Origin of the sequence: Acinetobacter sp. AM, assembly GCF_003105055.1 — a bacterium.
Classification (GTDB): domain Bacteria; phylum Pseudomonadota; class Gammaproteobacteria; order Pseudomonadales; family Moraxellaceae; genus Acinetobacter; species Acinetobacter tibetensis.
Map to the genome: position 1 here is coordinate 1 of NZ_QETG01000050.1, position 3,620 is coordinate 3,620.

At 40.4% G+C, this 3,620-nt stretch carries 5 protein-coding genes; all 5 read right to left on the minus strand.

Annotated features, from left to right (window positions below):
* A partial coding sequence (locus DCO44_RS16475) for a replication initiation protein (RefSeq protein WP_213066326.1) occupies positions 1-285 on the minus strand: 285 nt, incomplete at its 3' end.
* Between the two features lie 186 nt (positions 286-471).
* Positions 472-966 carry a helix-turn-helix domain-containing protein gene (locus DCO44_RS16480; RefSeq protein ID WP_323581844.1) on the minus strand — a complete coding sequence of 165 codons (495 nt, stop codon included), beginning with the start codon at positions 964-966 and terminating at the stop codon, positions 472-474.
* A 33-nt stretch (positions 967-999) separates the two neighbouring features.
* Positions 1,000-1,560 (minus strand): recombinase family protein, encoded by a 561-nt coding sequence (locus DCO44_RS16485; protein ID WP_116763769.1) that lies wholly within the window; start codon positions 1,558-1,560, stop codon positions 1,000-1,002.
* A 208-nt stretch (positions 1,561-1,768) separates the two neighbouring features.
* A complete protein-coding gene (locus DCO44_RS16490; RefSeq protein ID WP_116763771.1) occupies positions 1,769-2,326 on the minus strand; it encodes a hypothetical protein in 558 nt (185 codons plus the stop codon).
* A 481-nt stretch (positions 2,327-2,807) separates the two neighbouring features.
* A partial coding sequence (locus DCO44_RS16495; RefSeq protein ID WP_116763773.1) for a replication initiation protein occupies positions 2,808-3,620 on the minus strand: 813 nt, incomplete at its 5' end.

Sequence of the window (3,620 nt, forward strand, 5' to 3'; positions counted from 1 at the left end):
CTTGTAAAGAAAGTGAGCGTGTCCGTTAGCAGGATTCTCTACAACAAGGTTAGGCGTTTGTACACCTGTGGTGTCGTAAATAAGGTCTGCCACAGCACCATTACGGTCAATGTCGAATGTTACCCATTGCGTGATGTGCTTGTGGTTTAACGAAAGATGCTTTTTCTTGATGGCATTCTTTTTAGAATGAATCTTTACGCCATACTCAAAATCATCCGTTGCATACGGACGCTTTGGCAACGAATCGTAAAATGATTCTGCTAATTCAAGGCGTAATTGTTGCACTGCATAATGTTCCTGTTTGCAAATGCACTCTGACCCTGTATTATTAGCTACAGAGCGAGTGCAAATCTTGTTCTAAAGATTCAAGCTCCGTTGACTCCTTACCGCCAAGTTAGAAAGTCATCGGGGCTTTTTCATTTTCTACTGCTTTGTTCTGCCTGTAGTTGTACCACAGCTTTCATCAAATCGTCATCCAAATAGTTTTGAAAACAATCCCTTCCTTTGTTCAGCCCTATCACGGGTTTCAATCCGCTTCTGCCCCAACTGGTCAAAAAGGTTTTCCTTGTCCTGTCGCAAATCGTTTATTTGCTGCTGCAACTGGTTCACAAGCATTTCGTTTACGGCGAGTAATTGCTTTAGCTGAATGTTCTCTTGAAGGACTTGCTCAAGGCGTTGTGAAACGTGAGCATCTGCCTGTTCGCCATTAACGTCCAACCCTGTTCTATTGTCTGTTCCTTGCACGTTGCCACTGAACACACGTACCAAGTCGGAAACATCCAATAACCCGTTTGCATCTTTGGTTAATTCACCTTGTGTAATTCTCTTGTAAACCGTGTTACGACTTACCTTGAAACGTTTAGCTGCTTCTGAAATTGAAACCTTACTCATTGTTATTCTTCTCAGGCTGTTAATGCTGTTCAGATTAACAGATTTTGAGTCACGGGGTTTAGCAATCCTGAACACCCCGTAATGAACGATGATTATGATTTTAAAATATCAGGCTACTGGTGGAAACATTTCATCTAAAGCACGTTGTACTGTAGACAACGAAACACCAAACTCTTTAGCAACAGCCCTAAAACTTTTACCTTCCTGTTTTGCCTTAACAATCGCTGCCTTATCAACTGAAACAGGACGACCTTTGTACTTGCCAAGTTCTTTAGCCTTTGCAATGCCTTCACGCTGACGCTCAAGCATTAACTCACGCTCAAATTGACTGAATGCAGCTAACATGGTGAACATTAAATCGTTCATTGGGTTACTGGTATCGGGACTAAAGGTCATTTTGTTCTTGTCAAAATTCACCGTAACGCCTTTTTCTTTAAGTTGATTCATCAGCGTGATTAAATCCGCTGTGTTTCTACCCAAACGATCTAGGCTGTGAACGTACAGCTCATCACCTTCACGAATGTAATCAAGCATCGCTTGAAGTGCAGGACGGTTAGTGTCTTTACCACTCACCTTGTCTTCAAACTCTTTATCGAATGTCATGCCATCTAATTGACGATCTGTTTTCTGGTCAGCAGTGCTGACACGTTTGTACGCTATTCTCGCCATGCAACTGTACCGATTTAAATCCTAGATGGTTAATCTTAGTGTACCTAAAATTAAAAATCAACTTAAATCGGTACATTTAAGTGTTGTTTTTCGTACCCATGTTTTCGTACCTGTCGTCTATGATCAAATGAACACACCTTCAAACTCTAGGCGAAAAAAAGCAACTGTTTAAAGTTGCCTAGCTTAACGGTCTGCCTAACGGCATCGTTTAACTATGGCGAACAATGTTTGGTTTAAGCTCAAACTCAACTGACATCAACTTTTCCTCGCTTGTAAGGTCATTGCCCGTCATCTGTTTTGCTTTGCGTGCATGTTTGGGTACTAAAAAATGCTCACTTAGCTCATAAGCAAGGCTTGCTACCTCAACAGCATTATCAGCGACATTTTGAATTGAACGCTTAATGGCAAAATCATCTGTGTACTTCATTAAGAATGAAACCACTTCTTCTTCTGTCTTGTGAGTAAAGATCACCAACTTAATATGCGTATCAAGCTCGCACTTCAAATAACGTGCTGTTGGGTCAAAGTAGTTAAAACCGTCAGAGAATCTCAGCGATTCTTCGTAGACTTCAAAACTATAGAAGTTCTGTTGGCTCTCAATGCCCAGTGCCACAAAAGAATTCACCTTGTCGAGATTTGGGGAACGATATGCTTTACCTTGTGGCAATCTCAGTCCCTTGTATTCCCCATAGACCAATGTGCTGCGGTTTGTTGTAGGCATGAAGCCTTGTGATGTTGCTGTTACAACGGTATTACTGTTTGTCATAAAGAAAATTTTCTCCAGTTAATTAATTAAAAATGTAATTTTAAAACGTAAGAAGCCCCGTAAATTGCTCAACCTCTTGGTTGGAATTACGAAGTAATTAAGTTTTGATTTAGTGTTGCAGCGATTAATGACGGATGTCATTTCAGGAAGGTTGTTCAAATCGTGTGTGGTTTTTTTCTCCTTTAGTTAGCTTTTGTGATATTACAAATAATACCACAGTTTCCTTAAAAGTCAAGACTAAATTTTAAAAAGTCAAGTGGTTTTAACAAAAGTAATACAATTAATGGTGCTTATCATTGTTTCACCTGTTGCTAATAACACAGACCAAATCACTGTAAGAGTATTGGTATTACTACAGTCATCATCTAAATTTTAAAATCTTTCTGATTGAGAGTAATTTTGAGTGTAAGTCTGTTTAACTTTTCCCTCTCTGTCCTCTTAATAACTTCAGCTTAAACTTCCAAACTAAAGCGGAAATCAACTACTGAAGCTCAATATCTGATTTAGGGGCACTTTCCGCTTTTTCAGAATTCAACCAATTTCGGATGGTACGATCACTGACACCCAGCTCCAATGCTATGTCCTTCTTCTTCATACCATCAGCGAATAATGCAACTGCCTGCTCTCTTAATGGGTTATAACCTGCTGATCGTTTAGCACCACCTTTACTTGCACCTAATTTGCCTAAACGTGTTTGACGGTCAATGAATTCTTGGTAGCAATAGCCGTCATTTTTCCACGTAAACTTACTAACGCTTTTGGCAATTTGCTTAATTTCACCGTAGCCAAGCATGTGCACCAACATGCTGTTTAACTGCATACAACGATCAATACACGTTTGTTGCCATTGTTCGTAGGTTTTACCCCGATACTCACGTACAGCAATGTAGGCAAATGTTCTCAGGTCATTAAATAGCTTTACGTTTCTGCCTTCGTAATACGCTTCATCAGCACTGATTTTAGCAGTACGTGTAACAGTTGCATCCAAGTCCAAATTACGCGCTAAATCCGCTAACGAATAAGGTTCTACTCGTAGTTCCTGAGTTCGCCAATGTTCGTGCATCGGGTTCTTGGAAATTAACCCAGTATAAGCAGTGTCAGCACCTAAAAGCCCTCGCATTTCTGCATAGATAGCACTCAGGTAATTAATAGGCTTGATACTGGCATTTTCACTGCGATAAACAGGTGTCTGCAACTTGTAAAGAAAGTGAGCGTGTCCGTTAGCAGGATTCTCTACAACAAGGTTAGGCGTTTGTACACCTGTGGTGTCGTAAATAAGGTCTGCCACAGCACC

Bases quoted from the DNA above. Each gene is read 5' to 3' on its own strand.
- DCO44_RS16485 (WP_116763769.1), bottom strand. From the start codon at position 1,560: ATGGCGAGAATAGCGTACAAACGTGTCAGCACTGCTGACCAGAAAACA.
- DCO44_RS16490 (WP_116763771.1), bottom strand. From the start codon at position 2,326: ATGACAAACAGTAATACCGTTGTAACAGCAACATCACAAGGCTTCATG.